This window comes from Treponema sp. OMZ 305 (assembly GCF_024181325.1).
Taxonomy (GTDB): domain Bacteria; phylum Spirochaetota; class Spirochaetia; order Treponematales; family Treponemataceae; genus Treponema.
Window position 1 is genome coordinate 1,245,439 of the sequence record NZ_CP051300.1, and the last position, 26,996, is coordinate 1,272,434.

A 26,996-nucleotide genomic window follows, 5' to 3' on the forward strand; every position below is an offset into this window, starting at 1 on the left:
CCTTATCTCGTTAGCGTCCGATTTCGAGCGCACGCTGAAACATTTCTTTTGACCCCTGAACAACCGCCGCATTCGCTTCATAAGAGCGGGACGCGGAGATCAGGTCAACCATTTCCGTTACGATATTCACATTCGGATATTCAACGTAACCCGCTTTCGGCCCCGACAGAATTGCATGGGGATGATCGGGCTCATACGACAGCCGCGGCTCGGAGTTATCTTTTTCAATACCGGTTACGCGGACACCCGTGCCGACTCCTCTGTCCATATCGGAAGAAACAAAGGGAAGCCGCCAATCGATGCCGTCGTTTTTCTGTGCAAGAACGACGCGGCTGCGGCGGAAATAGCCCCCTTCCTGTGAACTGGTCGTGGAAGCATTGGCGATGTTATCGGAAATAACATCCGTCCGTAACCGTTCGGCGCTCATACCGGTCGCCGCTATGTTGATACTGCTGAAGATACCCATTTACCGCTCCTTATTTTAATACCGACTGTACTTGGCTGTACTGAAAACCGGTCATCTGACTCAACAGCTGATACTGCATCTGAATCTTGAGGATAGTCATCGCTTCTTCTTCAGCATCTACGTTGTTGCCGTTCGCCTTTGCTGTTGTCGTGTAATCCAACACACGCCGCGGAGAAACCGAACGATAGTCGATAACACCGTCTGACTTAATATGCCGGGGATCGGTTACCGCTAACTGAAACTGACCGGCAGCCCGTTTTTCGGAATCGAGCGCATGTTTTAATTCCGTTTCAAAATTGACCGATGTCCGCTTGAAATCCGGTATCTCCGAGCTTGCAAGGTTGTTTGCCGACACGGTATAGCGAAGGGCGTTTACATCAAGCGCACGGTGTAAAAGATCGACTGTCTTTTGAAAACTGTTTATGTGCATCTCAACTCCTTTAAATTATTCGTATACTCATATATCGGCATTATAAAAATTCCCTTGAGGAGCGTTACAGGATATAACGGGATAAATCTTGATCCTGTACGATGTTCTTCAACCGTTCGTCGACATACGCGCGGTCTATTTCGACGGTCTTTTCGGTCATATCGCTTGCATTAAACGAAATATCTTCCAATAGCATTTCCATAATCGTGTGGAGGCGGCGGGCGCCGATGTTTTCCATCGTTGAGTTGACCTCCGCTGCGAGGTTACTCATACGCTCGATTGCTTCATCCTTAAAGATGACGGTAAGTCCTTCGGTTTCGAGCAGCGCTTTATACTGTTTGGTTAATGCGTTTTTAGGCTCAAGGAGAATCCGCTTAAAGTCTTCCGCATGGAGCGATTCCAGCTCTACCCGCAGCGGGAAGCGTCCTTGAAACTCGGGGATAAGGTCGCTCGGTTTTGAAATGCTAAAAGCGCCCGCCGCGATGAACAGGATGTGGCGGGTATCGACGACGCCGAACTTTGTATTGACTTTGGAGCCTTCTACTATAGGAAGAATATCACGCTGCACCCCTTCGCGGGACACATCGACACCGCTGCTCCGCTCGCTTTTGGACGCGACTTTATCGATTTCGTCGATGAAGATAATCCCCATCTGCTCAACCCGCTCTTTTGCTTCCTCTACAATCTTATCGTGATCGACGAGCCTATCGAGCTGGTCATCCATAATAATCGTGCGTGCTTCTTTTACGCTGGTCGTTTTACGTTTGTTTTTACCGGCGCCCATTAGCATACTGCTGATATTCGACATCGCGCTTTCGAGGTCTTCCATGCTGGAACCGCCGGCAAAGATTTCAAAACTCGGCATTCCTGACTGCTGTACGGAAACTTCTACCATTTTATCTTCAAATTTGCCGTCCCGCAGCATCTTGCGGAACTTTTCCCTCGTTTCGTGCATATCGTCTTCAGCTTGATTGCCGTCTTCTGCCGAATTAACTTCCGCTCGGATTTCTTGGTTATTTTCTGATTCCGCATTATGCTCCGAGCCGGAGATTAAAAGCGGCTTAGCGCTTTCTTTCCGATTCCGCTTTTTCTTGTTGGAACCCGGCAGTAACAGGTCAAGGAGAATTTCCTCCGTGTTTTTTTCCGCCTGCGCTTTCAACGTTTCCTGCATCTCGCTTTTTACCATAGAAAAGCCGACAGCCATCAGGTCGCGGATCATCGATTCGACGTCGCGGCCGACATAGCCGACTTCCGTGTACTTTGTCGCCTCTACCTTGAGGAACGGCGCTCCTGAAAGTTTTGCAAGGCGTCGGGCAATTTCGGTTTTACCCACACCGGTCGGCCCGATCATCAGAATATTCTTAGGCGCTATTTCTTCGCGGATTTCTTCGCTTAATTTGAGCCGACGTGTCCTATTCCGCAGGGCGACGGCGACGGCCTTCTTTGCCTTTGTCTGCCCGATAATATATTTGTCAAGCTCCGCTACAATATGCGGAGGGGTGAGTTCATCCAAATTGATTGTCATACTCGTATTTTCCTCTCGTTATCAAATTTCTTCTATATGTATGTTTTCGTTGGTGTATACGCAAATTTGCCCTGCGATGTTTAAGCTCTTTTCCGCAATTTCGCGGGCTGATAAGTCTGTGTTGCGGAGTAGGGCGAGCGCTGCGGCATACGCATAATTGCCGCCCGAGCCGATTGCAAGCACATCTTCTTGCGGTTCAATGACATCTCCGTTCCCGGAAATCAGTAAAATAGTCTTTGCGTCCGCAACCAACAGCAACGCTTCAAGATTTTTCAGCATTTTGTTGGTGCGCCACTCTTTGGCAAGCTCGACCGCAGCGCGGGTAATGTCTCCGCCGTATTCCTTGAGTCTTCCTTCAAACTTTTCGAGCAGTGTAAAAGCATCGGCCGTTGCGCCGGCAAAACCGGTCATTACTTTGCCTTCGTAAATCTTGCGGACTTTGCGGGCATTTCCTTTCATCACCGTTTGCCCCATCGTAACCTGCCCGTCGCCTGCCATCGCAACTTTTCCGTTCCGTCTGACAGCAATAACGGTCGTACTCCGCACCTTCGTGTCTCCCATGTATAACCCCATTAGCGATATTAAGATATATTGATACTATTTCTCATTATAGCATAATATACTTCTTTTGAAAATATACGGTGTATCTGCGTTGTCGCTTAACAAAAAACAGTCCTCGACGTACAACAAGTACGCCTGCGGGTGTTTTTTGTACGCTCCTAGCATCTGTACCGTCTATTTTCAAAAGCTTACGGAAAGGTTATGTACCGCGTGGCGGTTCTGAAAATCCTCAACGTATCAGAACGGACAGGGATGTCCGTGGTTCCACGCAGAAACGAGATTTGCGAAATGCAAATCTCGCAGCCCAAGAATGTACACGGACGTTCATTTTGGGCGAGGATGTCCGTGGTTCCACGCAAAGGCGATGTTTTTGCGCAGCGAAAACTCGTCGTTGAAAAGTGTACACGGATGTACACTTTTCAACAGGCCTGCGGTTAATTTGTGCTCGCGCCTCGTATCTGCGCCGTTTATTTTCAAAAGTGCCGGATACGGTGCATCTGCTCAATTATTTATCGGTTTTCGTTCACAAAGACACGCGGAACACGTTTGTGGATGCCGCAGGTGATTTCGTAGGGAATAGTGCCTGCGATGTCTGCCAGCGTTTGTGCGCTGTTGTCCTGCGGATTTGGGCCGAAGATACACACTTCGTCCCACCGTTGTACCCACGGGTGCGCGCCGAGGTCAACCATACATTGATCCATACATATTCTGCCGATGATCGGGAAGAACTCGTTACCGATGCGTACTTTTAGTCCGGGTGAAAGCGCGCGGCGTAAACCGTCCGCATATCCGATCGGGAGAGTTGCGATATAGGTATCCTGTGGGGCTGTCCAGTTGCGCCCGTAGGAAACGCAGGTTCCCGCGCGTATCTGTTTTATCAGCACTACCTGTGTAACAAGCTCCATAACGGGCTTTACGTCGATAGTCGTTGCCGTACCCTGTATGGGCAGGTAGCCGTAGGCGAGGAGCCCGGGGCGCACCATGTCGAACTGCGCTTCGGGCATCATCTGCACCGCACCTGAGTTTGCGGCATGAACGAGCGGAATGTGTATACCCGTCTGTCTGATTGATTCGACGGCATCGCTAAAACGTTCCAGCTGATCTTTTGTAAAAGCGCGGTCGGATTCGGAATCGGAGTCCGCAACGGCAAAATGGGTGGCAACGCCTTGCAGTCGCAAATGCTTTGCTCGCACAATTTGGGTCGTCAGTTTTACAGCTTCCGACGGCTTGCAGCCTATTCTGCTCATACCGGTATCTATTTTGAGATGCACCGCAACGGTTTTCTTTTGCGCATCGGCCGCGCGGTTGAGTTCATTGATAAATTCCTCATCGATAACAAGCGGTTCCAGTTTATAGTCTATAATAGAATCTATTTCTTCTAAAATCGGCAGACTGAGCGAAATAATCGGAGCGACAATGCCCGCCTCTCGCAGTTCTATACCTTCCTGTACGGAAGCAACAGCGAGGTATGAAACCCCTGCACGAATTGCGGCAATTGCCGTCCGCACGGCGCCGTGTCCGTAAGCATCGGCTTTAACCGGTAAACATATTTTTGTTTCCGGAGCAAGGGTTTGTTTGATTTGAGTAATGTTATGTTTCAGATTATCCAGATGGATAATCGCTTTTGTTGCACGCATGGGCGGTATTGTACTGTAAACGGTAAATAATTGCAATTTATAAAAAAAATGTCCTAATGCGTTTACCCTGAGGTGCGCCCTTGACATTATTTTTATGAGTGATATACTAACGGCATATTTGTAAGTTTTAGCTAAGTTAGTCGAGGGGCTTATGTATATTACACAGAATAAAAAACATGCCTTTGCCGCAATTTTGTTCGCTTTATCGTTCATATTTATTCCGGTTAGCGGACTGTATGCCGCAAACGGCGAAGAGGTGCTGGATTCGTGGACAGGAATTGTAAAAAAGATGGAAGTGCACCTCAATAATGCCTACGATCTTTATACTCAAGGGAAATCCAAAGAAGCGTATGACGAAGTGAACGTTGCCTACTTTAGGTTTTATGAATCTAAAGGGATGGAAAAGATAACGATGGGATATCTTTCCGGTGCCCGTAAAACAACGGTGGAAAATGCGTTTTATGAATATCGTCGAAATGTATACAGCGATAAAGACAACGAGATGGTAAAAGCGCATAAAGATAAGCTTATTGCAATGCTTTACCATGATGCAGCCGAGCTTGACGGCACGTTGGACGAAAGCGGCAGCGAGACTGCAAATACCGCTCAATCGGCAGTTGTTGCAACGTTTATTTCCTGTTTTGTATTGGTACTCCGCGAAGGCTTGGAAGCAATCCTTGTTATCGCCGCTATTATCGCCTATCTTGTAAAAACGGGAAAAAAGAAATATATCATGTCGGTATATGTCGGTGCGTTGGGCGGTATCTTGGTTAGTATTCTGCTGGCCTTTTTGTTCGGCGCTGTTGCCGGTGCTCAGAGCGGCATCGCTCAGGAAGTTTTTGAAGGCATAGGTATGTTTGTCGCAGTTATCGTGTTGTTCTATGTCAGTAACTGGATGCTTTCAAAGTCCGAAACCGAAGCATGGGAACGGTACATTCATAAGAAGGTTGAAGCATCGGTTTCTACCGGAAATAAATGGGTCTTAATTTTCGCGGCCTTTATTGCAGTTGCGCGTGAAGGCGCCGAGCTTATTCTCTTTTTCCAGGGTGTTCCCATTCATGGAACGAGCGGCCGGAATGCAATGATCTTGGCGATTGTGCTATCAGCGGTTGTTTTGATTGCGGTGTTCCTAGTCTTTAGGTTCTTAACCGTGCGTCTTCCGCTTAAACCTTTCTTCTTGGTTACCAGCGTATTGATGTATGCGATGTGCTTTTCGTTTACCGGAAAAGGTGTGTCGGAACTGCAAGCTGCCGGTGTTGTCAATAAGACCGTTATTCCGTGGATGGGCTTTGAAATGGACTTCCTCGGTATTTATGCAACGTATGAAAGTCTCATTCCGCAGATTATCGTACTTGCGGTGATTATCATAATGTCTGTTGTATATGCAAAAAAGAATAAACAACAGCGTGCTCAAATTGAAGCTGAAAAGGCGAAGATTGAGCAAAAGTAAAAAGATATAGGCCGATCTCAAAAGCAAAGTTTTTGAGATCGGCGATGACAACTGCTTTTGGGCTGCCGGATTGCGGAAAATAACCGGTGTCCTGCAAGGCTGTAATGAATGTGAAACAAAAAGAAAATAAAGATATTTATAGGAGGATAGTTTCAAAATGAAGAAAACCGTATCTTTTCTTTTTGCACTGATTGCAATCGCTTTTGTGCTTGCATCATGTGAAAAACCTGCGCAAAAGCAGGAAATGGCACAACCTGCTGCAGACCAAAAAATGGCTGCGGCTCCTGCACCGACTGAAGAAGAAGCTGCAGGTTTTGATGAGTTCCCAATCGGAGACGAACAGGATGTAGGCCCGCTCCACATCGGTGGCGTTTACTTCCAGCCGGTTGACATGGAACCTGCCGGAAACAGCCTTTCCAAGAACGAAGCTGACTGCCACATCGAAGCGGATATCCACGCAAATGATGAGGGTAAGGTGCTTGGTTACGGCGTAGGCGACTTTGTTCCGTATCTTCATGTTAAGGCTTATGTTCAAAAGCAAGGCTCGAGCAAAGTGCAGGAAGTTGCATTTATGCCGATGAATGCCGATGACGGCCCCCACTACGGTGCAAACATGAAGTTCGAAGAAGGTCTCGGCAAATACAATGTCAAATTCGAAATCAAAGCTCCGGGGAATGATTACCTGTTGCACGTTGACAAAGAAACCGGTGTTACCGGCCGTTTCTGGACGGAACCGCTCGTTGTCGAATGGAAAGATTTCGAATGGAAAGGACCTCAGTGGTAAACAGTATGCAGTTTTAAGGCGGTGCCGGTTCATTTAAACAGTTAATCGGTATGCCTTACAATCAACCTGTTCGGAAACTTCCGTTTTGGGACAGGTTGCTTTGGAAACTGCTTTGCCACACTAAGCGGTAACCGTTATTCTTTCTTTGCAAGATACTTCTATTAAAAGGTATATTTTGGGAAAGAGTGGCGGTTACCGCCGGTTTTTTCTTGGAGGTGTATCATCTTAAAATTTTATATAAGAGTTTTTGAAGCAGGTATCGCCTTTGCATTGGTGTTAGCCGTTGTATTTGCTTCATTTAAAACTCAAGAGTCCGAGAAAACGGAAGAATCCGAAAAAAAAAACGGCTTGTCGTTTTAGCAAGTATGCTGCTGGGCTTTGTCGGCAGTATTGTCTCAGCAATTCTTAGATCAATTCCCAACTATATAAATAGAACACGTTTCGCTTTTTGGTCGATGGTTCCTGTTAGTATCGCGCTTGTCTTTCTCCTTATTTTACTTTTTACTTCAACCAATCATAAACAAAAAAGATCGCGCCTATATGAAAATCTTTTTAGTGCGGCAATTTTCTTGTATGCAGCCTCGATGCTGTTTTACTATCTTCCCGTTATCATCATGCTGGCAACCACATTGGTTAATTACGGCGAGAGCGCAGTAAGTACGATTGTCTTATTCAGACTGATAGGCTATGTACTCGGTATTGTGTGTATGCTGTGCGCCGGTTTAGCGATCTATAAAACGTTGATTAAATTATCGGCCATAGAACTCAAGGTATCGGTTGCCGGAGCTCTTTGCATTTTCGGTGTTACGCAAGTAGTTGTTATTTTACAGCGCCTCTATTCGTTGGGGATTATTCCTCGCAACGACTTTATCTTTGCATTCATTGCCGCGGTCGTAAACCATGGAAATTTCTTTACCTTTGCAATTATCCTATTCATTATGATTCCGCCGATTATCCTCTGGCGGAAGAACCGGACAATTACGGAAACATATCACAACAATGCAGAACTGCGGAAACTGAAAGCGCAAAAGCGCAACGCACGCCGGTGGGCGAAATTTTCGCTGGTCTTGCTGATCGGTTCGGTTTTATCTCTGTCTGTGTTGCGGCACTATGTCGACCGAGAAGTTCCGCTTTCGCCGCCGGAAAATTATACGATTGCCGACGGTATGGCGATGATTCCTATTTCGGAATTGGAAGATGATAAGCTGCATCGGTATGCGTATACTTCGGAGCAGGGAATTGAAGTCCGGTTTATTGCCATTAAAAAGAGCGAAGGCTCTTATGGTGTAGGGCTTGATGCGTGCGATATCTGCGGTCCTACCGGATATTTTGAACGGAACGGGGAGGTTATCTGTAAGCTCTGCGATGTCGTGATGAACAAGGGAACTATCGGCTTCCCGGGCGGATGTAACCCTGTGCCGGTTGCGTATATCATCCACGATGAAAAGATCAAGATAAAGATAGCCGATCTCGAAGCGGAAGCGCACCGCTTTAAATAGGAATATCCAGATGGAGGTTCGATAGCAATTATGTTTTGGAGAATGATAGCCGGTTCTCTCTTCCGTCAAAAAGGGAAGATGGCGATGATTGCGTTTACCATTGCGCTGGGTGCGAGTCTTTCAAGCGCAATGCTCAATACGATGCTTGGAGTAGGGGATAAGGTAAATCAGGAGCTGAAAACCTACGGAGCGAATATCAATGTCGTGCATAAAGAGGCCTCGCTTCTTGATGATATTTACGGAGTAGAGTCGGGGAGTACCAAAAAGTATTTACGCGAGGATGAGCTGTATAAAATTAAGACTATATTTTGGGCGTACAATGTTGTTGACTATGCTCCGTTTTTAAACGTGTCCGTTGAATATAAGGGACAAAATAAGCCCGTCCGCCTGACCGGTACATGGTTCGATTATAAAATAGACTTGCACACCGGACAGGAAGTTATTACCGGTATCCGGCGGATGCGCACGTGGTGGGAAGTAACCGGTGCATGGGCTTCCGATACCGATGATTCCGCCTGTATGATCGGCAGCCTCTTTGCGGGTAGAAACGCTATTCATGTCGGCGATGTGATCGAAGTAACAGGCCCTGCCGGAAGTGCATCGTTGACTGTTTCCGGCATATTCAATTCGGGCAGCAACGAGGATGAGTACATCTTTACACCCCTTCATACGGCGCAGCGCCTGTTGGGAAAAACCGATGTGTGCGAAAGCATCGAAGTAAGTGCGCTTACGACGCCCGATAACGATCTCGCACGAAAGGCCGCGCGGAACCCTTTGAGTTTAACCATCAAAGAGATGGAGGTATGGTACTGCACCGCGTATGTCAGCAGTATCTGCTATCAGATTCAGGAAGTGATTACCGATGCCGTTGCAAAACCGGTGCGGCAGGTCGCCGAATCCGAAGGGGCGATTTTAAATAAGACAACGCTGCTGATGCTCTTAATCACAATTTTGAGCTTGCTCGCTTCCGCATTGGGGATTTCCAACCTTGTAACGGCAAGCGTGATGGATAGACGCGCGGAAATCGGTTTGAAAAAGGCAATCGGTGCGAGTAACACGGCGGTTACCGTATCGGTACTGACGGAGATTATGATTATCGGCTTAATCGGCGGAACAATCGGCTACTTTGCCGGATTGGGTTTAACGCAGATTATCGGACGGAGCGTATTCGGTTCGGCTATTCCTCCTGCGCCGATGGTGATTCCGATTGTCGTGCTTATCATCTTCCTTATTACCCTGCTCGGCAGTCTGCCTTCGGTACGGTATTTGCTTAAACTCAATCCTACGGAGGTGCTGCATGGAAAATAAGATGTACGCCGAAAGCGGAAAGAGCGGATACGGGAGTGAAGCGCTATGACAAGAAATAGAATGTATTTAAAGATGATTACAAGCTCGCTGATACGGCGCCGGTCGCGGATGCTTGTCGCGTTGTTGGCAATCGCAATCGGTTCTACGGTGCTGTCGGGCTTACTGACTATTTACTATGATATTCCGCGTCAGATGGGGACGGTGTTCCGCTCATACGGCGCAAATGTGATATTCCTTCCGGCGGAAAGCGAATCCAAGATTACGCAGGAGCAAATCGGCGCTATCAAGCAGGTAATCGATTCTGAGAAGCTGGTCGGGTTTGCGCCGTATATTTATCAGTCGGCAAAGGTAAACGAACAGCCGTACATGATCGCTGCGACCGATTTGGAAAACGCACGGAATAACAGCCCGTATTGGCTTATCCGCGGGGACTGGCCGCACAATAAAAAAGAAGTGCTGATCGGGCACGAAATAAGCCGCAATATCGAGTTGTCGGTCGGCGATACCTTTATCGTCAATACACCGAAGCCGAACGGCGATGTTACCGTCAACGAATGTACGGTGTCGGGCATTGTTACCACCGGCGGCGTAGAAGAAGAATTTATCTTTATGAGCCTTGAGGATATCAAAGGTATTATCGGGTACGATGATCAGTTTGATGTTATTGAATGCAGCATCGACGGCAATCAGGAATACCTTAAATCGATAGCCGACACCGTGTCGAAGCAGGTGAACGGTATTACGCCGCGGCTCGTAAAGCGTGTAACGGAATCTCAGGATGTGGTTTTGAGCAAACTGCAGGCACTCGTGTGGATTGTTACCATCATCGTGTTGTTCTTAACGATGATTTGCGTAACGACGACGATGATGGCGGTTGTCGCAGAACGCAGAAAAGAAATCGGTTTGAAAAAAGCGCTCGGCGCTTCGAATAGCAGCGTCGTGAAAGACTTTATGGGCGAAGCGGTGATGCTCGGATTAATCGGCGGTATCTTGGGCGTGGTATTAGGCTATGTGTTTGCGGACAACGTGAGTATCAGCGTATTCGCCCGCGAGGTTTCGTTTCCGGTGCAGCTTGCGCCGTTTACGGTTATCGCCTCGATTATCATCACGATTGTTTCCTGTTTATTCCCGGTACGCGCCACGGTAGACATCGACCCCGCTTTGGTGTTACGCGGGGAGTAGCAAAGGAGGATTATATGGATATTTTAACATTGAGCGGAATTTCAAAGATTTACGGCGACTTAAAAGCCTTAGACAACATAAACTTAAACGTAGAAGAAGGCGAGTGGCTGTCGATTATGGGGCCGTCCGGTTCCGGTAAGACGACGCTGATGAACATCATCGGCTGTATGGATAAACCGTCGCTCGGCAAGATTGATTTGGCGGGGCAGGATATTTCAAAATTATCCTCGAAGGAGTTAACGGTCGTAAGGCGGGATACCATCGGCTTGGTATTCCAACAATTCCACCTCGTCAACTACCTTACGGCGCTTGAGAATGTGATGATGGCGCAGTATTACCACAGTATGCCCGACGAGGAAGAAGCGATGGAAGCGCTTGCGAGCGTCGGCTTAAAGGAGCGGGCAAAGCACCTTCCCAATCAGCTGTCGGGCGGAGAGCAGCAGCGCGTGTGTATTGCCCGCGCGCTCATCAATCACCCTAAGCTCCTGCTTGCGGACGAACCGACCGGCAACCTCGATGAAAAAAACGAGCGGTTGGTTATGGAGATTTTTGAAAAGCTGCACAATACCGGCAGTACCATTATCGTCGTTACCCATGACCCCGAGGTTGCCGATCAGGCGGAACGGATGGTTGTACTTGAGCACGGAAAAATCGCGCGCATCGAAAAGATGAGCAGAACGCGGCCTGTGCTGCAAAAATAAGATGTGCAGGGAAAAACACATCAGAGGTTTTTTAACAACAAGAGCCTGATGTGTTTTTCCTTTTTTCTAGCATAAATTGCACGAAATTTTAAAGAAAATTTCATACAAGAAGGAGTAAAAAATGGAAAAAATATCTTTGCGTATATTCACAATTACATTGGCACTTGCGGCGTTTTGTTTTGCAGGGTGTAGTAAAAATGAAGGGACGGCGCAGCAGACCGGACAATCGGCACAGGAAACGCAGACTGCGGTACGGTATAAAGACGGCATTTACAAAGCGGTTTCCGGTATTAAAGACGATTGGGGCGGAAATGCCGAGGTAACGATAACGATTAAAGACGGTAAAATTATCGGCTGTGAATTTTTATCCTACGAGAAGGATGGAACGCTGAAAGGCGAGGACTACGGCAAAACCGACGGAGTGATTAAGAATGCCGGTTTATACAAAATTGCGCAGAACGCAATTAAGAATGCCGAAAAGTACGGACCGAAACTGGTTGAAACGCAGCAGCTTGATAAAGTGGATGCGATTGCCGGCGCGACCGTATCTTATGAACTGTTTGAGAACGTAGTCGGTATCGCGCTTAAACAGGCGAAGGCGGAGTAGTAACGATGGCAGATTCCGAACCGGTCAAAAAATTAACGGTTATCGAACTTGCGAAACAGAACCTTAAACGCAAGCTGTTTAGGACGGTAAGTTTGATTGTGCTTACCGCGGTGTTGGCGTTCAGTCTTTTTGCAGGCAGCTTTTTGGTCAGGAGTCTGAACGGCGGAATGCAGTCGCTGTCAAACCGGCTGGGTGCAGACATCATTGTGGTGCCGCAGGGGTACGATTCAAAAATCGAAAGCGCACTGCTGCGAGGTGAGCCGAACAGTTTTTACTTTAAGTCCGAGGTCGTAGACCGCCTTAAAAAGATTGAAGGTGTTGATCTCGCTTCTCCACAGCTTTTTATCGCAACCCTTTCCGCCGGATGCTGTTCGTTTCCGTTGCAGGTAATCGGCATCGATTTTGATTCCGATTTTAATATCAAGCCGTGGCTCGAAAGACAGATTCGGTTACCGCTTACCGATAACCAGATTGTCGTGGGCAGTAACATCGTCGGGGATACGCATTCCGAGGTTAAGTTCTTTAATCAGCCTTTTGTGATTACGGGGCGGCTCGCGAAAACCGGTATGGGCTTCGACAATTCCGTGTTTATGACGATTGAAAATGCAAAGAGGCTTGCAAAAGAATATGAGCGGATTATGGAACATCCGGTTGCGCAAGACGAGGATCTTATCTCCAGCGTTATGGTGCGGATAAAACCGAATGCCGATGTCAAAACGGTTGCCAAGCGCATCCTCGCTGAGTTTGAAGGCGAACAGATATATCCTCTTATTTCCAAACGGATGATGACCAATATTTCTGCAAGTATTGCAAACCTCAATGTGTATATTTATGTGCTGCTCGCGCTGCTCTGGCTGTTGTCATTCATTGTACTTGCAGTGTCGTTTTCTTCGATATTCCATGAGCGGAAAGAAGAATTCGGAATGCTGCGGATTATCGGCGGTACAAAGAAAAAACTTGCGCAGCTTGCTTCTGCCGAAGCGTTTATCATCAGTGCATCAGGTGCGGGAATCGGAACGGTACTGTCCTGCTTAATTGTCCTCTTGTTTAATCAGGCAATTATCACCGGTCTTAAAATGCCCTTTCTTACGCCGCCGGTTTTGTGGATACTGTTGTGTGCCCTTTTAACCTTATCGGCTATTTCGGTTATCGGCCCGCTTGCCGCACTCAAAACAATTCACGGATTTGCCAAACAAGAGCCTGCGTTACAGCTGCAAGGGTAGGGATTATCTATCCGTTCCAACATTCCGCAACTACCGGTTTTGATAATCCGCCATAATTCCGTGCAGTTGCAATTTTGCAGGAAAACACTGTCATGGCTGATGATAATGAGTGCGCATGATATTTTTGCAAGGGCAGTTTCGAGAAGTCTGGCGGAAAGAATATCCAAGTGATTGGTCGGTTCGTCCAAAATAAGAACTTTGAGTGGTTTTGACATTGCAAGTGCAATCATGAGCTTGCGAAGTTCGCCGGGACTGATTCGCTTGCTGTCAATAAAGGTAAGCAGCGTTTTGGGATTCGATCCCATGCGGTACACTGTAGAAAGAATTTCACTTCGCAGTTCTTTATCGAGCGAGAAGAAATGTGCTAACACTGCTTGTTCTTCTGCTTTCGGAATTTCCTGCGGCAGATAAAATGAAAGACTTTCTCCATCGCTTTTCTTTTGCAGATCAGCTTCCCGTATCCGGTTTAATATGGTATGTGCAAGCAATGTCTTTCCTGTTCCGTTGACTCCCGTCAGCGCAATGCGGGACTGCTTTTGCACCGTCAATTCGGGAATCTGCAAGGTATAACTGCCATCTTCTCCAGCACTGATGATTTGCGGCGGCAGGTGTATGAGTACCTTTGGAATGAACACTGACGTGTCTGCTTGCGCCGGTGAAAACCCTTCCTTACGATTCAGCGGTTTTGCTTGAGTATCGCGGCGTTTTTCGGCTTGTTCACGGCGGCTGTCAAAACATTTTTTTACGATGCCCGGCGTCCTGTCTTTACCGGTAACAATGGCAAGGCGGATTTTTTGTGCTGCATCGTGGTCTTTGCCGCCGTACACATTCCTCAGGCGGTTCTTAGAATGTTCTGCCTCACGCTGCCACATATCTGAAAGTGCTTTTGCTTTTGAAACCCCTGCATCCGCTTTATGCCATTCCGAAAGGCAGGAAGCTCGCTCTGTGTCCCAAAGTTCAAGCGCTGTACTTACATTCGCAGCATAGAGCTTACCTCTGATTGAATCGGCTCCGTCTGCGAACGCTGCCGATTCCCGATATAAGTAGAAGGTAGCGGTACACAATGAATCGGCAAAGGCGCGGTCATGACTGACAATGAGTCCTGTGCCGGTAAACAGTTTTAAGGCATTTATAATGAGCTCTTTTGAAGCGGCATCCAAGTGATTGGTCGGTTCGTCAAGCAGCAGAACCGAAGGACGCTCCGCTAAAGCACAGGCAATTTGCAGCCGCTTCTTTTCTCCGCCCGAAAGCGTTTCCCAGCGTTCAAGCTGTTTTGCCGTAATATTAAGCAGCGAGAAAAAGCGACGCACTTCGTTATCCGCATCCCAGAACAATGTATACGCAGTATCGGGCAGTTCCGTACTGTTTTGCGCACAGTATACTGCCGATTCGCATTTAATTATCCCTGAAAGCGGCGGAAGCATCCCTGCGATTAATTTGAGTAATGTCGTTTTTCCGCAGCCGTTTGCACCGGTAATACATGTCCAATGGGATGCTCCTCCAAGCGCTGCGGAGAATCCGTCGAATAATATCTCCGCAGAATCCGGATATGAAAAAGAAACATTTTGTAATGTTATCATTCCGAGAACTGCTCCAAAATAAAATCTAAATATGTTTTACTCGATGCCATAATTACCGATGCCTTACAATTTTTTTATTGATGATAATGTGTACCGCACTGAACAATATATAATTTATCAGACAAACCTTTACCATCAATCAGTTTCCTTCAGTTCATGAATTTGACATTTTCCGGTTTCAATCTGATGTATACTTTTACGCAAATATTTCATATTTTCTTCCGAATAAATATACGGATCCTCGGATGCTTTCAGTGCAAAGGGCAGGCCATTTTCCCGAATCGTGGCCTTTACAAAAGAATTGATAGCCGAAGAAATATTGATTCCCATAGAATCGCATATTCGTTCAAAACTTATTTTATCGTTCTGTGTAATTTTTGCTGATATTGTAGTCATTTATAATACCTCTTACTACAATGTAATACATGGGCTTTCAAAAATCAAGTATCCTGTCTGTTAAAAATTTGATTTATTCGTGTGGAGGGAGGGGGGTGATTATTTTTAACATCACTTTCAGTCTAAAACTTAATGTGGAGCAGCTCCATAGTATAAATACCGCACACTTTTTATCTTTTCTTCTTCATTTTCGGCGCCGGTAATTCAGCATACATTGCATTAAACAAACCCGTTATAAATGCTTTGTCATCAACTTCGTCTACTAAAAGCATTTCTTTTGCGCCTTGATACGGCAATTCGTAGGAAGCATTCGGCATATACTCAATTGCCGACGGAACCGCTTTTACCAGTAAGCGGTCATCGTAGATACCGCCCACAATTTTATCTCGATAGTAAATGATAAATTCTCCCATCATTGCGCGATAGCGTATGTCTTGCAATTCCGATAACTGTTCCAAAATAAAATCTAAATATGTTTTACTCGATGCCATAATTATCCATTAAACCTGTTCGGAAACTTCCGTTTCTGAACAGGTTACCTTGAACTGCGATGTTCTAAATCGTGCTATTTGTGCGATTTAGAACTCGTCGACCTATTCGAAAACGCAGTTATCGAATAGGTCTATTCTATTCGCTTTAAAATTTCAATAGGCCATCTTCGTCAAATTGAAAATCGGGTCCCCAAGATACTTCCCAGTAGTATCCATCTAAATCGGAAAAATATGCATGATATCCGCCCCAAAATACTTTTTGCGGCTCTTTAACAATAGTTCCTCCGGCTTTTCTTACCAACTCAATAACGCTATCTACATCTTCTTTGTTTTTCACATTGTATGTCAATGTAATTCCTGAAAAGCCGGTTCCTGTCGGCGGATTATTTTCATTAATATCTTTTGCCAATGAATCCAAAGGGAAAAGTTCAAATTTTGTTCCCGGTGTATTAAAAAAGCATACCGATGGATTATCTTCTTTACAGTCTGTCTTATATCCCAACCCGTCTCTGTAAAATTTTAATGCTTTTTCCATATTTCGCACGCCTAAACAAATACATGTTATTTTATTCATTTTTCACTCCATACATTTCAAATTGCTGATTTCCTCAGTCTACTGTTTTTAACTATTGTTTGTCTATACTGTTCATTTTGCGCTGTTTGCAAAAACGTTTTTTTACTTGACATTACTTAATAATAACGCTATATTAAAAACCGACATCATTGTCGGTTTTTTGACAGGCAAGGAGAGACTTTATTTTGAAAGAAGAAAAACAAAAAGTCGGACAGATGAGAAAAAGAGAAATTCGAGAAGCCGCAAAAAAATGCTTTTTAGATAAAGGCTTTCAGAATACAACAATGGAAGATGTCATTACGGAAATAGGTATGAGTAGAGGCGGCGTGTATCATCATTATGCAAGTACAACTGAAATGCTAAAAGACTTAATGCTTGATGGAAATGAATACAGAAATAGCTTGATAACCGAATATTTAGCGCATAATCGGAGCAAAGATAAATATCAGCAAATGGGTGATATTTTAACGAGTAAGGCATTAGCGAAAAACGATTTAATGAAGCTGTACGCACTCTTTTTGCAAGCAAAAAACTATAATCGGGATTTGGAAGATTTATATCAAGAACTAAAATTGCATACAACTAAAGAGCTTGATCTCATTGCAAAGAAACTGGGAATTACGGCGCATATTTTTAAGGATGGCTTTTTAGTTCACTACATTAACAGTTTAATCGTGAGTTCGGAAGTGCTTAATGCACGAAATTCTTTTGACGTTCATAAGAAGTATATAAAAGAAACAATGATTCAATACATTATTGATCTTGAAAAAAATAACTAAATCAATAGGAAGAGGTGAATTACGATGAAACAAGATATGAAAACACAGCTATTAACTAAAAGTCCTAAAGAATTGTTATTCAAGTTAGCCATCCCGGGAATAATCGGAATGCTGGTTATCGGCCTGTACCCGTTTATGGATGGGATATTTGCCGGGCGGCTTATTGGGGACTATGCGATGTCGGCAATTAGTGTATCTATGTCCTTGACAATTATAAATGGCGGAATATCGGCTTTGATAGGCGTAGGCAGTGCATCGATATTATCACGAGCTATCGGTAAGGGTGATAAAGAAACAATAGATAAAATATTCGGCAATTTTTGTTATTGGGTTATTTTATTTTCTGCAATTATCACAATAGTAGGTTTGATATTCGCACCTCATTTTTTAGACATGGTTGGTGCTAAAGGAAATATCAAAGAGCTGGGGGTGAGATATTTGCGGGTCGTGTTCTTTGGATCTCTATTTGTTAATTTCGCTCAAGCGGGTAATATGACAATGCGCGGCGAAGGGGCATTAAAACAATCAATGATGATTATGGGAACGGGAGCCATACTCAACATTATGTTAGACCCTATTCTTATGAAGCTCATGGGAGAGTATGCTATTGAAGGAGCTGCTATCGCAACCGTATTATCTCAAATCGTACAAGCTTTATTAACATTTCATTATTTTTCAAAGAAGAGTTCATTTGTGAAAATCCATAAAGTCAAAAAGTACAAAGTAATTTACCGTGAAATGTTTAGTATCGGCAGTTCGGCAATGATGATGCAAATTTTATTTGCGGTACAGCAAACATTTTTATTTAAGCAAGCCTTTGTATATGGCGGAGATAACTGGGGAATTTTGATGTCTGCAACAATGAGATTATATATGTTTTCATTTATTCCGTTGTGGGGAATGAGTCAAGGATTGCAGCCTGTTATAGGAGCAAATTTCGGAGCAAAACAATACGGGCGAGTACAAGATACGATGAAGATTTTTATGTGTGGAGCAACTATTCTTGCGGCTGCTTCGTGGATACCGTCAATGTTTTGTTCCGATACATTACTGTCGTTATTCAGTGTAAGACATCAGATTATTGAAGCCGGTGTTAAAAACTTTAAGATGTTTTATTCCACATTTATTTTGTACGGAATTATGATTATGACATTGACCTTTTTTCAATCTATTGGAGACGGTAAAAAAGCAGGGATTATTGTACTGTTGAGACAATTGGTATTATTTGTTCCGGCGATACTTTTGTTGCCGCAATTATTCGGAGCGTCAGCTGTTTGGTGGGCGGAACCTATCGTAGATTTTACAATGATTATAGCCGGATTATTTTTAATGCTTAACGTAATGAGAAAAATGGAAAAGGAAGCCGTTTAAGGGATTCCTTAACCGTAGAACAATGAACTTTTTATGGGAGATGATGCTCAATGACAGGGTTGTAAAAGAATGAGTCATTAGATATGTGGGCATCTCTAAAAACTCGGTTAGATTTTTAGAGATGCCCGACGAGTCTTTTTGATAAGTCTTTACATTTTTATGACTTATCAAAAAACATCGCAAAAGAAATCTAAGGAAAACCTCTAAAAACTGAAGTTTTTAGAGGTTCCCATGTATTTTTCTCCCAAGCCGTTTCTCCAATCTCCACTGCGGTGGGACTCCATCGTCTCCCCAATATTCATCCATCGCAATGATTTTATCATCTTTTAATTTTATAAACGATACCACATGAAAAGAACTTGTTCTATCAACACTGTACACGTTGACAGCGGTGATGATTAAATCACCGATTTGTTCTATCCTTTCGATTGTTCCGTCCCATGTTCCTGGATACTCGCAATTTGCTTGTATGTATTCTTCAACCGTGAAATGCTCATTGGTACAATGCCAATTGATATATGCGGAATCGGAAAAGTAAGTGCGTAAACGCTCGGCATCCTGTTTTAATACTGCGTTCAAAAAATCCTGTATGTTCATAACCGACCTCAAAATTAGATATTCAATTCCATTTCAATACATTCCCATGCGCCATCCGGCATCATATAGGTTATAACTTTTCCTGTTGCTTGAAAACCGGTGGCTTCATAACAATACCGTGCACGCTCATTATTCGTAAACACCGCCAATGTTATTTTTGAAGCATACAAAACGGTCTTTGCATATTCTATTGCAAGCTCTACCATTTTCTTTCCGCTTCCCTTTCCCCTGTTTTCAGGCGAAAGTATAATAAACCCGAAGCGTACAAGTGTTTTATCGTCTTTATTTGGATATCGGATAAACAAATGACCGATTACGCTGCATCCGTCAATGGCACAAAGAGGAATGATAGGCTGTGTACCGTTCATCGAACCATAGTATTCATTTAACTCATTGCCATTCAGTGGAAACCGCCCTATTCTGTCGGCAGACCATTGATAAAGCTGCTTTGCATCCTGAATCCAGCTGCAAATGATTTTGGAATCTTGCGCTTCATATTTTCTTAATACCATGATCACCTCAATAATATTTTTTTATAAACGACACAACGGATTCTTCAAGCTGTGTAATACCCGGCTGTTCAATCGGAAAATGCCCCGCGTTTTTAAGTGTGCACAGTTCTTTTGGACTCCGTATGCGATCAAAAAAGAGGCGGCTTATCCATTCGGGTGTCCAGCAATCTTTTTCAGGATGACAAAGTAAAAGCGGAATTTCAAATGCTTCAGGCTCTACGGCAGGAATGCTTTCCATCATCGAACATAACAAACCAAGATGCACGGAAGATCCTGCTCCCCTTTTATCCTGCAGCAACAAAGAAAGTACCCGGTCGTTGTTGACGATTGCTTTCATATTCGTTATCGCCTTTACCGGAATTTTTAAGTGCCTTATCTGCTTCGGTATAAAACGTAAAAGCGGCAAAGCGATACGCGCCTGCAATTTGTTTTTTGCCGAATAGTTACGCACCGGCTTTAAGCGATTATCTAACAGGGTGGTAACGATGACGCCGGAAACACCATGAGCCAAGCAGGCAACGTTGTATGCGAGCATGCCTCCTGCACTCAAACCCAGTACAAAAATCTTTTTGGAGCGCTGTAATTCCTGTCGTACGATGTGAACGCCTGTCTCGATCCATGTTTTATAAGACGGTATGCCCTCGTATTCGGTATAGCCGTACCCCGGCAAATCCGGACAGACAACCTTATAGCCGCGCTTTGCCAAAGGAGCTGCAATAAATGACAGGAGCCGACCGTTCCCGCCGACACCGTGGAACAGCACGAGTGTAACACCGTTGTTGCTATGTCCGTTGTATATGTCGAGATGGATGTTCGTCCTGTCGAATGTGCTGAACATTTCGGAAGGAGCGCATGAAATGCTTATCCTGTTGCGTTCAGGCAAAAACATTTGAAGTTTTTGCCATGTTCCATCGTTTGTATACACACCATTCTCCTTGATTCAACAGCTCCGTATTTCAAGCCTTTTTATTCGTGCGGAGGGTTTAATACCCGCCGTCCCCGGCAACGCTTGCGTCGTAACAAAGGGTATTAAAGCCGACTGCAACCACCTCGTCAAAAATATACATCCTTGTACATTTTTGACTGCGAGTTTTTTACAAAGCAAAAAACTCGTTTCTTTTTGGAACCACCGGCATCCGTGCCAGATCGCACACACAGTGCGAAACGTTGAGCACTGTGCCCCGACGCTTGCGTCGGGGTTGTTGATTTTCAAAAAACTCCAGTCAATGTCCGTCGAGGTTTTCGAAGGCGAGCAACTTGCCGTAAGATTCTTCTCTAATGTTTCCAATTAACTTAACGCCGAAAAAAATTACTGTTTTTTTTCAGTAGTTTTTCAAAAGCCTTTCATTTAATTACAAATTACTTCACTGTCCGCGTTGCAATGAATGACGGGATATGCAATTCGTGCAAGCGTCCTTCTCCGTTCGTGTCTTCGTATATATCGGTGAGCGTGAAACCTGCGCGTAGCTGTCCGCCGATTTGTTCGCTTACTGTATGAGAAAATTGCCAACCGCTGTCCGCTTCTTCAAGCTGTTTGCGGTGCGCTTCGTAAACGAGCGGATTAAACGGAAGTGCGTTGATAATTTTCTCTTCTTTTTGATCGACAATATAATTGATACCGGTATCAAGTCCGCACAGTAACACGCCGCCTTTTTTGAGTATACGAAAACATTCCAAAAATACCGGTTCAACTTTTTCGATATAGCAGTTGCTTACCGGATGGAAAATAATATCGAAGGATGCATCGGCAAAGGGCAGCGGTTTTGACATATCTGCACGTATGATGTTAATTCGATAACCTTCACGCTCGGCAACAATTCGCTCAGATTCAAGCTGTTTTTCAGAGTAGTCAAGTACCGTGCATTCCGCTCCGGCTGCGGTAAAAATCGGCATTTGCTGCCCGCCTCCCGATGCAAGTCCTAACAGCTTTTTTCCTTTTAAATCACCGAACCATTTATGCGGTACCGCTTTTGTCGGCGTCAATATTACAGACCATTGTCCGTTTTGTGCATTGATATAGGTTTCGTGATCAACGGGCTTTCCCCATTCCCAGCCTTCCGTAATCCAACGGTCGATCACCGCTGCATTTGCGTCCTGATAATGTTGATGTGTATTCATAAATTTTCCTTGTTTATTTATTTGGGAACTTCTAAAAACTTCAGTTTTTAAAAGTTTTCTTTAGATGTAACTTGCGATGTTTTAATTTAAGTCATTATATTATAAGGACTTAAATTAAAACTCGACGGGCATCTCTATTCCGAAGGATGCGAAGCAAATCTAACCGAGTTTTTAGAGGTGCCCATTTATAATGTTTTATTTCGTTTTCAATTATACAGTATGTCTGTTATTTTCCGAACGAATCTAAGGCTTTTTCAATTTCCGCAGTAAGTTCTCCATTTTTTATAAATTCCGCTTTTGCATCTTTTGCCATTTTAGATGCTTTTTCTTTATCGTTGAGCTCGTACAACGTATATGCGTAATGATACAATAGATTTTGCCGCGCTTTGCTCTGTTTAGAATATGTTTTTAAACAATCGTCAAAAAAATCCGGCAGCCATTTTTCCGTACCTGCATTAAAATATTCTTTTATAATCATTTGTGAGACGGCGGGATTTTCAGGTGCAAAAGCAAACAGGTTTTTGGCAGCTTTTAAAGCTTCTGGTTTGTTTTTTTGCATTGCATACAAAGCGATTGTTTTTTGTATGATTCTGTAATCTTTCGGGAAATGTTTTTGAGCTGTTTTAAGAAAGCTCCCTGCCTTTTTATAATCGTGTAGTCCAAGACAGCTGTCAATGCAAACAATGTATGCGTCCGACTGATATTCAGGTTCGTTTTTATATCCTTCAATACTTTTTTCCGCATAGTGCAGTGCCAAAGCAAAATTCTTTTTTTGCAAATATATCGTACCAAGGTTAAAAAAATCATTTACAGAAGGTTCAAAGCCCGATTCGATTTTCTTGTTATATATTTTTTCGGCATTCGTCAAATCACCGTTCTTATAATATGCAAGTGCAAGTACGCTTAACGAGTACGCATCACAGCAATCCTGATTGACGGCCTTTTGCAGACGCTCGATTGTCTTTTGTGTAAGTTCTTTTTCGCTCAAAAGCCATTGATATCCATAGCGTAAAAGAACATCGTCGTAATACAAGCCGAGTGCGTAATTCAAAATGGGCTTTTCACCGTTTTTCTTTTCATACTCTTCGACAGCTTTAACCGGGTCGAACATCACCATCGAATACGCTCCCGTTCCCGTTCGTACATCGTAGAGTGTTTCTCCTTTTTTAAGATTTTTAAATGCGAACATTTGGTGCATTATACTTTGAGCAAAATAATTGATTGCAATTTCTATTTTTTTTGCAAGTATGAATTCGTTGCTGTCGTCACTGAGGGTGCCGAACGCCGATTCATATTGCTCCCTTTGAATAAGCTCATCCGCTTTTTTGAGTAAGATTTGAGTATCCGACGAGGCGCCGTTATACGGACTTTTGTGCGCAAAAACGCCTACAGCGCACAACAACACAAAAATCGCCACAATAAATCTTTTCATAATAACTCTCCTTTGTAATCATTCATTATATGCTAAAGAAGCAGCTCAATTCTAAATGGATGCTCATGCCCTACTCAACAAGCCGGTAAGTGTTTCTATAATTAGACCTTTCTCCGCAAAATACGTTCCCTGAATAGCGGAGCTGTTTCCGCCGCCGCGGCCGTTGAGCTGTTGGTTTAATGTTTTTATGTGCGGTTTTAAATCGATGGCATTGCTGACGATGACGTAATTGTATGCTGCCGGTTGTAGTCCTTCCGGTTCAACTGCAACGGCTGATAATGCTGCGCAGGTGTGCATTTTCTTCGTTGCTAAAAGCAGATTGCAGAACGAGCGTAGATATTCGATACTGAGATTATCTTCAAAATAAAGAGGCGCGCCCTCAGTATCTGCCGCCGACTCCGCTTTCTGTTTTAGATATTTTTCAGTTATCTCGTGCAGCTGCTGCTGGAGCTTTTCTTTTTCGGCATTTAATTTTTCCACCGCATCCTGCACTTCGGAGGGCTTTGCCGATAAGCAGCGGGAGATAGCCCGTACTTGTGCCATCTCTTGTTCGTATGCAAGAATCGCCTTTCTTCCGCAGAGCACTTCCAAACGGACTCCCTTTTTGCGGTTCGTAAAGTTGAGAATTTTAATCAAACCGATCTCGCCGGTTGCTGTAACATGTGTGCCGCAGCAGGCGCAGGCATCAAGTCCCGGAATGGTGATAATGCGTACGGTACCCGAAAGTTCTTTCTTGCTGCGGTATTGCATTGTCTTGAGTTCTTCCGCATTCGGAAAGCTTTCCTGAATCGGAAGGTTTGCACGGACAATTTCATTGGCACGCTGTTCTGCATCGAGTACTTGCTTGTCAGTCAACGGACCGCTAAAGTCGATGGTGATAAAACTTTCGCCCATGTGGAAACCGACGTTTTCGTACCCGTAGGTTTGCGCGAGGATGCCGGTAAGGATATGCTCGCCCGAATGTCCTTGCATATTGTCGCACCGGTTTACCCAGTCCAATACGCCGTGAACCTTTGTTCCGGCGGCAAGTTCCTCATCGGCAATATGCACGATGCGTTCGCCTGCAAATTGCGTATCCGATATTCGGATAGTCCGTTCAGGCTGTCCTTCCGCAACAAGGCTGCCCCTATCGCCGGGCTGTCCTCCCCCTTCGGGATAAAATGCCGTATCTGACAGTTCTATCTCATACCCTCTCTCGGTTTTTGAACAAGCGGTTACCGTCGCATCGAATTCTCTGATATACGGTTTTTGATAATACAGTGCATTAAAGTTTTCCATAAATGTTCCTTGTGTCGAATAAGTTAATTATACTCCGATACGGCAATAAATCCAATCATCTTTTATCTGTCGAATATAAGGTAAACGCTTAAAACTATCTGATGCGGTTACCTTCCGTTTGCACAAAATTTTGCATAAAATTTTGTGCTATTTTTTTTAAGAAGGATAAACGCATCAGGTAGAGTAGATAAAAAGCGCAGAAGCAATGGGGTTGTGAGACCATTTGAACCGCGAAGAGGTTCAACTCTGGTTGAACAACCCCATTGCTTCTGCGGGGTTACTAAAAAACGGCATGGTGCGTTTATCCTGATATCGAATATGTATTGTCATCTCCATTAAACTTAGATATAGTAGTTATATTATTCGTGTGGAGGTACTTCTTTTTATGCGGGAAAAGAAAATTTTTTCTATTCGTAAAAAACTGCTTATTATTTTTGGAACATTGATTACGGTAGCCGGTGTTATACAAGGTTCGTTAGCGCGGTATACTGCGCAGCGAGCGCTTACGGCACGGGTTAATGCGCATCTTATCGATAAAGTAAACGATATTGCTTCGTTCATTAATAGTGATATTCAAGTGGATTTCAGTTTCTTAAGTGGATTTATGCACAATACGGCAATGAAGGATCCTTCGGTATCTTTTACGGAAAAGACGCGAATCGTACGTAACGATATCGACTATGCCGACAGCCTCAATTTTTTTAATATATGTGATACCAAGGGAAATAGCTATTATGCCGACGGTACGGTTACTTTTGTTGGGAATACGGACTGGTATAAGAGTGCGGTGGACGGGAAGCCTTTTATCACCGAGCCTCACATTTCGCCGCACACTAAAAAACTGGAAGTCATTTTAGCCGTTCCACTGTTAGATAACGATGATAACGTTGTTGCTGTTTTGGGTGCTGGGTTGGGCGGAACCGTTATTTGCGATACCATATCCGAAATCAAAATCGGCAAAACGGGAAATTGCCATATTTTAGGGAAAGATGGAACAACTATTGCGCATAAGGATACGTCAATTGTGGAGAAGCAACAAAATACACAGGAATTGGCAAAGACAGATAGTTCCTTTGCATCCATCGCAGAATTTCAGCGGCAAGCTGTTTCGGATTCTTCCGACGGTATCGGTTATTATACTTATGACGGTAAAAAACATATTGCAGCCTATACGAAAATGCCGCGTACGCAGTGGACAATTATTATTGCCGCTCCGGCAGAAGAGTTCCTCGGTGTAATTACGGATTTTCGTAAAATGGTCATTATCATCAGTATTATCATATTGGCTGTAACACTGACAATTATATTTTTTATTGCAGCGAAGATGGTTGCCCCCGTTCAGACAGCTGTTAATGCGTTGAAAGATATTTCGCAAGGAGAAGGCGATCTTACAGTGCAGCTTCCTCTCATCGGGAATGATGAGGTAACGCGGCTATCCGAATATTTTAATGAGACGATTAAAAAGATTAGAACCGCCATACAATCTATCGACAACAATGCCGGAATAATGCGGTCAATCGGCGATGAACTTGCTCAGAATATGAGCGAGACTGCACAAGCTGTCCATAAGATAAATGAGAATATTGACGGCGTAAAACAGCAAGCGTTGACGCAGACTGCAAGCGTCGGAGAAACGGCTGCAACGGTTGAAGAAATTATCAAGACGATACGGCAATTAAATACCCGCATAGAAAGCCAGTCGGCAAGCGTATCTATTTCTTCTTCCGCTATAGAAGAGATGGTCGCCAATATCGCATCGATTACCGATACGCTTGAACAAACGGACGGGGTTATTAAAACGCTTGCGGAAGCAACCGCCGACGGACGGGAAATCATCGTGAATACCGGTACCGTTACTCAAAAAATTGCCGAAGAGTCGGGCAGCTTGATGGAAGCATCAAGTGTGATTCAACATATCGCATCTCAAACGAACTTGCTTGCAATGAATGCTGCTATCGAAGCAGCTCATGCCGGTGAGGCTGGAAAGGGGTTTGCGGTTGTTGCCGACGAAATACGCAAACTTGCAGAAGATTCCGCCGCGCAGGGTAAAACAATTACCGCAACGCTTAAAACGTTGACTGTAGAAATCGAAGGACTTTCTACTTCTTCAAAAGTTGCCGGCGAAAAATTTGCTACTATTTTTACGCTTTCCGATCAGGTAAAAAATATGAGTACCCGTTTAACTGAGTCGATGAGGGAACAGGAAAACGGAAGCCGCGAAGTATTGGAGGCAATTAAAAATATCAGCGAGGTAACCGTTGAAGTGGAAGCCGGATCAGGCGATATGCTGAAAGGTGGAGAAGGGGTTGCGCACGAAATGCAAAAACTCGACGGGCTTACAAACACAATCGCTGCGAGTATGAAAGAAATGGCGGCCGCGGCAGTGCAAATCAATAATGCAATTCAAGGTGTAAAAGAAATCACCAATAAAAACAAACGAAGTATTGAGAATTTAGCGCAGGAAGTATCTAAGTTTAAAATATAAGAGGCGAGCT

26 protein-coding genes are annotated in these 26,996 nt (G+C 44.4%); 11 read left to right on the plus strand and 15 right to left on the minus strand.

From position 1 onward, the window contains the following. Positions 1–10: 10 nt before the first annotated feature. The 5 genes from flgC to alr all read right to left on the minus strand — a co-directional run bounded on the left by flgC (position 11) and on the right by alr (position 4,619). A complete protein-coding gene (gene flgC / locus ABK01_RS05530; protein WP_016524168.1) occupies positions 11–466 on the minus strand; it encodes a flagellar basal body rod protein FlgC in 456 nt (151 codons plus the stop codon). Positions 467–476: 10 nt separating this feature from the next. Then, positions 477–896, minus strand: a complete 420-nt coding sequence (gene flgB / locus ABK01_RS05535; RefSeq protein WP_016517858.1) for a flagellar basal body rod protein FlgB — start codon at positions 894–896, stop codon at positions 477–479. A 64-nt stretch (positions 897–960) separates the two neighbouring features. After that, on the minus strand, positions 961–2,421 hold the full coding sequence (gene hslU / locus ABK01_RS05540; RefSeq protein ID WP_212566431.1) for an ATP-dependent protease ATPase subunit HslU: 1,461 nt from the start codon (positions 2,419–2,421) through the stop codon (positions 961–963). A 21-nt stretch (positions 2,422–2,442) separates the two neighbouring features. Next, positions 2,443–2,982: an ATP-dependent protease subunit HslV gene (gene hslV / locus ABK01_RS05545; protein ID WP_212566432.1), complete on the minus strand. Its 540-nt coding sequence runs from the start codon at positions 2,980–2,982 to the stop codon at positions 2,443–2,445. A 509-nt stretch (positions 2,983–3,491) separates the two neighbouring features. Beyond that, positions 3,492–4,619: an alanine racemase gene (gene alr / locus ABK01_RS05550; RefSeq protein WP_253676528.1), complete on the minus strand. Its 1,128-nt coding sequence runs from the start codon at positions 4,617–4,619 to the stop codon at positions 3,492–3,494. A gap of 151 nt (positions 4,620–4,770) precedes the next feature. Between alr and ABK01_RS05555 the strand changes: the two genes are divergently transcribed. The 8 genes from ABK01_RS05555 (at position 4,771) to ABK01_RS05590 (ending at position 13,373) form a co-directional block, all read left to right on the plus strand. Next, positions 4,771–6,069 carry an FTR1 family iron permease gene (locus ABK01_RS05555; protein ID WP_212566434.1) on the plus strand — a complete coding sequence of 433 codons (1,299 nt, stop codon included), beginning with the start codon at positions 4,771–4,773 and terminating at the stop codon, positions 6,067–6,069. A 157-nt stretch (positions 6,070–6,226) separates the two neighbouring features. Next, the gene (locus ABK01_RS05560) at positions 6,227–6,853 is read left to right on the plus strand and encodes an iron transporter (RefSeq protein WP_212566435.1); all 627 of its coding nucleotides are present in this window, start codon (positions 6,227–6,229) and stop codon (positions 6,851–6,853) included. 584 nt (positions 6,854–7,437) lie between these two features. Beyond that, entirely contained in the window at positions 7,438–8,352 is a 915-nt protein-coding gene (locus ABK01_RS05565; protein ID WP_253676529.1) for a Fe-S-containing protein, read from the plus strand. Between the two features lie 30 nt (positions 8,353–8,382). Continuing rightward, positions 8,383–9,660: an ABC transporter permease gene (locus ABK01_RS05570; protein WP_162662893.1), complete on the plus strand. Its 1,278-nt coding sequence runs from the start codon at positions 8,383–8,385 to the stop codon at positions 9,658–9,660. A gap of 45 nt (positions 9,661–9,705) precedes the next feature. After that, complete coding sequence (locus ABK01_RS05575) at positions 9,706–10,842, plus strand: ABC transporter permease (RefSeq protein WP_253676530.1); 1,137 nt, start codon at positions 9,706–9,708, stop codon at positions 10,840–10,842. A 14-nt stretch (positions 10,843–10,856) separates the two neighbouring features. Beyond that, positions 10,857–11,543 carry an ABC transporter ATP-binding protein gene (locus tag ABK01_RS05580; protein WP_212566437.1) on the plus strand — a complete coding sequence of 229 codons (687 nt, stop codon included), beginning with the start codon at positions 10,857–10,859 and terminating at the stop codon, positions 11,541–11,543. Between the two features lie 121 nt (positions 11,544–11,664). After that, positions 11,665–12,150, plus strand: coding sequence for an FMN-binding protein (locus tag ABK01_RS05585; RefSeq protein ID WP_253676531.1), 486 nt, complete (start codon positions 11,665–11,667; stop codon positions 12,148–12,150). Positions 12,151–12,155: 5 nt separating this feature from the next. Beyond that, complete coding sequence (locus tag ABK01_RS05590; protein ID WP_253676532.1) at positions 12,156–13,373, plus strand: ABC transporter permease; 1,218 nt, start codon at positions 12,156–12,158, stop codon at positions 13,371–13,373. Here the strand turns inward: ABK01_RS05590 and ABK01_RS05595 are convergent. The 4 genes from ABK01_RS05595 to ABK01_RS05610 form a co-directional block, all read right to left on the minus strand. Further along, positions 13,328–14,953 (minus strand): ATP-binding cassette domain-containing protein, encoded by a 1,626-nt coding sequence (locus tag ABK01_RS05595; RefSeq protein ID WP_253676533.1) that lies wholly within the window; start codon positions 14,951–14,953, stop codon positions 13,328–13,330. The genes ABK01_RS05590 and ABK01_RS05595 overlap by 46 nt on opposite strands. A 135-nt stretch (positions 14,954–15,088) precedes the next feature. Beyond that, positions 15,089–15,349, minus strand: coding sequence for a type II toxin-antitoxin system RelB/DinJ family antitoxin (locus ABK01_RS05600; RefSeq protein ID WP_002681992.1), 261 nt, complete (start codon positions 15,347–15,349; stop codon positions 15,089–15,091). A gap of 170 nt (positions 15,350–15,519) precedes the next feature. Continuing rightward, on the minus strand, positions 15,520–15,840 hold the full coding sequence (locus ABK01_RS05605) for a TfoX/Sxy family protein (protein ID WP_253676534.1): 321 nt from the start codon (positions 15,838–15,840) through the stop codon (positions 15,520–15,522). A gap of 145 nt (positions 15,841–15,985) precedes the next feature. Then, positions 15,986–16,414 (minus strand): VOC family protein, encoded by a 429-nt coding sequence (locus ABK01_RS05610; RefSeq protein ID WP_315449676.1) that lies wholly within the window; start codon positions 16,412–16,414, stop codon positions 15,986–15,988. Between the two features lie 185 nt (positions 16,415–16,599). Here ABK01_RS05610 and ABK01_RS05615 point away from each other — a divergent pair, with 185 nt between their 5' ends. Further along, positions 16,600–17,193 (plus strand): TetR/AcrR family transcriptional regulator, encoded by a 594-nt coding sequence (locus ABK01_RS05615; protein WP_253676536.1) that lies wholly within the window; start codon positions 16,600–16,602, stop codon positions 17,191–17,193. A 24-nt stretch (positions 17,194–17,217) separates the two neighbouring features. Next, positions 17,218–18,564, plus strand: coding sequence for an MATE family efflux transporter (locus ABK01_RS05620; RefSeq protein ID WP_253676537.1), 1,347 nt, complete (start codon positions 17,218–17,220; stop codon positions 18,562–18,564). A 219-nt stretch (positions 18,565–18,783) separates the two neighbouring features. On the opposite strand, the gene ABK01_RS05625 is transcribed toward ABK01_RS05620, so the two are convergent. The 6 genes from ABK01_RS05625 to ABK01_RS05650 form a co-directional block, all read right to left on the minus strand. Then, entirely contained in the window at positions 18,784–19,161 is a 378-nt protein-coding gene (locus ABK01_RS05625; RefSeq protein ID WP_253676538.1) for a nuclear transport factor 2-like protein, read from the minus strand. Between the two features lie 14 nt (positions 19,162–19,175). Further along, the gene (locus ABK01_RS05630; RefSeq protein WP_253676539.1) at positions 19,176–19,673 is read right to left on the minus strand and encodes a GNAT family N-acetyltransferase; all 498 of its coding nucleotides are present in this window, start codon (positions 19,671–19,673) and stop codon (positions 19,176–19,178) included. Positions 19,674–19,680: 7 nt separating this feature from the next. Then, positions 19,681–20,598 (minus strand): alpha/beta hydrolase, encoded by a 918-nt coding sequence (locus tag ABK01_RS05635; protein ID WP_253676540.1) that lies wholly within the window; start codon positions 20,596–20,598, stop codon positions 19,681–19,683. Positions 20,599–21,032: 434 nt separating this feature from the next. Continuing rightward, positions 21,033–21,791, minus strand: coding sequence for a class I SAM-dependent methyltransferase (locus ABK01_RS05640; protein WP_253676541.1), 759 nt, complete (start codon positions 21,789–21,791; stop codon positions 21,033–21,035). Positions 21,792–22,017: 226 nt separating this feature from the next. Beyond that, positions 22,018–23,223: a tetratricopeptide repeat protein gene (locus ABK01_RS05645; RefSeq protein ID WP_253676542.1), complete on the minus strand. Its 1,206-nt coding sequence runs from the start codon at positions 23,221–23,223 to the stop codon at positions 22,018–22,020. Between the two features lie 63 nt (positions 23,224–23,286). Next, positions 23,287–24,501 (minus strand): alanyl-tRNA editing protein, encoded by a 1,215-nt coding sequence (locus ABK01_RS05650; protein ID WP_253676543.1) that lies wholly within the window; start codon positions 24,499–24,501, stop codon positions 23,287–23,289. 385 nt (positions 24,502–24,886) lie between these two features. Between ABK01_RS05650 and ABK01_RS05655 the strand changes: the two genes are divergently transcribed. After that, positions 24,887–26,986 carry a methyl-accepting chemotaxis protein gene (locus ABK01_RS05655; protein ID WP_253676544.1) on the plus strand — a complete coding sequence of 700 codons (2,100 nt, stop codon included), beginning with the start codon at positions 24,887–24,889 and terminating at the stop codon, positions 26,984–26,986. The last annotated feature ends 10 nt before the right edge of the window (positions 26,987–26,996 follow it).

Coding starts and splice junctions, on each gene's coding strand:
- flgC (WP_016524168.1), bottom strand. CDS start 466: ATGGGTATCTTCAGCAGTATCAACATAGCGGCGACCGGTATGAGCGCC.
- flgB (WP_016517858.1), bottom strand. CDS start 896: ATGCACATAAACAGTTTTCAAAAGACAGTCGATCTTTTACACCGTGCG.
- hslU (WP_212566431.1), bottom strand. CDS start 2,421: ATGACAATCAATTTGGATGAACTCACCCCTCCGCATATTGTAGCGGAG.
- hslV (WP_212566432.1), bottom strand. CDS start 2,982: ATGGGAGACACGAAGGTGCGGAGTACGACCGTTATTGCTGTCAGACGG.
- alr (WP_253676528.1), bottom strand. CDS start 4,619: ATGCGTGCAACAAAAGCGATTATCCATCTGGATAATCTGAAACATAAC.
- ABK01_RS05555 (WP_212566434.1), top strand. CDS start 4,771: ATGTATATTACACAGAATAAAAAACATGCCTTTGCCGCAATTTTGTTC.
- ABK01_RS05560 (WP_212566435.1), top strand. CDS start 6,227: ATGAAGAAAACCGTATCTTTTCTTTTTGCACTGATTGCAATCGCTTTT.
- ABK01_RS05565 (WP_253676529.1), top strand. CDS start 7,438: ATGCTGTTTTACTATCTTCCCGTTATCATCATGCTGGCAACCACATTG.
- ABK01_RS05570 (WP_162662893.1), top strand. CDS start 8,383: ATGTTTTGGAGAATGATAGCCGGTTCTCTCTTCCGTCAAAAAGGGAAG.
- ABK01_RS05575 (WP_253676530.1), top strand. CDS start 9,706: ATGACAAGAAATAGAATGTATTTAAAGATGATTACAAGCTCGCTGATA.
- ABK01_RS05580 (WP_212566437.1), top strand. CDS start 10,857: ATGGATATTTTAACATTGAGCGGAATTTCAAAGATTTACGGCGACTTA.
- ABK01_RS05585 (WP_253676531.1), top strand. CDS start 11,665: ATGGAAAAAATATCTTTGCGTATATTCACAATTACATTGGCACTTGCG.
- ABK01_RS05590 (WP_253676532.1), top strand. CDS start 12,156: ATGGCAGATTCCGAACCGGTCAAAAAATTAACGGTTATCGAACTTGCG.
- ABK01_RS05595 (WP_253676533.1), bottom strand. CDS start 14,953: ATGATAACATTACAAAATGTTTCTTTTTCATATCCGGATTCTGCGGAG.
- ABK01_RS05600 (WP_002681992.1), bottom strand. CDS start 15,349: ATGACTACAATATCAGCAAAAATTACACAGAACGATAAAATAAGTTTT.
- ABK01_RS05605 (WP_253676534.1), bottom strand. CDS start 15,840: ATGGCATCGAGTAAAACATATTTAGATTTTATTTTGGAACAGTTATCG.
- ABK01_RS05610 (WP_315449676.1), bottom strand. CDS start 16,414: ATGAATAAAATAACATGTATTTGTTTAGGCGTGCGAAATATGGAAAAA.
- ABK01_RS05620 (WP_253676537.1), top strand. CDS start 17,218: ATGAAACAAGATATGAAAACACAGCTATTAACTAAAAGTCCTAAAGAA.
- ABK01_RS05625 (WP_253676538.1), bottom strand. CDS start 19,161: ATGAACATACAGGATTTTTTGAACGCAGTATTAAAACAGGATGCCGAG.
- ABK01_RS05630 (WP_253676539.1), bottom strand. CDS start 19,673: ATGGTATTAAGAAAATATGAAGCGCAAGATTCCAAAATCATTTGCAGC.
- ABK01_RS05640 (WP_253676541.1), bottom strand. CDS start 21,791: ATGAATACACATCAACATTATCAGGACGCAAATGCAGCGGTGATCGAC.
- ABK01_RS05645 (WP_253676542.1), bottom strand. CDS start 23,223: ATGAAAAGATTTATTGTGGCGATTTTTGTGTTGTTGTGCGCTGTAGGC.
- ABK01_RS05650 (WP_253676543.1), bottom strand. CDS start 24,501: ATGGAAAACTTTAATGCACTGTATTATCAAAAACCGTATATCAGAGAA.
- ABK01_RS05655 (WP_253676544.1), top strand. CDS start 24,887: ATGCGGGAAAAGAAAATTTTTTCTATTCGTAAAAAACTGCTTATTATT.